Consider the following 513-nt stretch of genomic DNA (forward strand, 5'->3'; position numbering starts at 1 on the left):
GCATGCGGTTTCAGGATCTATTTCACTCCCCTCACAGGGGTTCTTTTCGCCTTTCCCTCACGGTACTGGTTCACTATCGGTCAGTCAGGAGTATTTAGCCTTGGAGGATGGTCCCCCCATATTCAGACAAGGTTTCACGTGCCCCGCCCTACTCGACATCATCATATCAGCCCTTTCGTGTACAGGACTATCACCCACTATGGTTGCACTTCCCAGAGCATTCCACTAAAACTGATATGACTTAATGGGCTTTTCCCCGTTCGCTCGCCGCTACTGAGGGAATCTCAATTGATTTCTTTTCCTAAGGGTACTGAGATGTTTCACTTCCCCTCGTTCGCCTCGTATGACTATGTATTCATCATACGATACCTGCCTTATGACAGGTGGGTTTCCCCATTCAGAAATCTCCGGATCACAGGATATTTGCCGCCTCCCCGGAGCTTATCGCAGGCTATTACGTCTTTCATCGCCTCTGACTGCCAAGGCATCCACCACATGCACTTAATTACTTGA

The 513-nt window shown here is 49.1% G+C and carries 1 rRNA gene; it reads right to left on the reverse strand.

Going from position 1 to position 513, the window contains the following annotated elements:
- Positions 1–513, reverse strand: a 23S ribosomal RNA gene (locus tag ACF8FD_RS07010); the annotation flags it as partial.

Origin of the sequence: Acinetobacter sp. TYF_19, from assembly GCF_043105125.1 — a bacterium.
Classification (GTDB): Bacteria; Pseudomonadota; Gammaproteobacteria; order Pseudomonadales; family Moraxellaceae; genus Acinetobacter; species Acinetobacter johnsonii.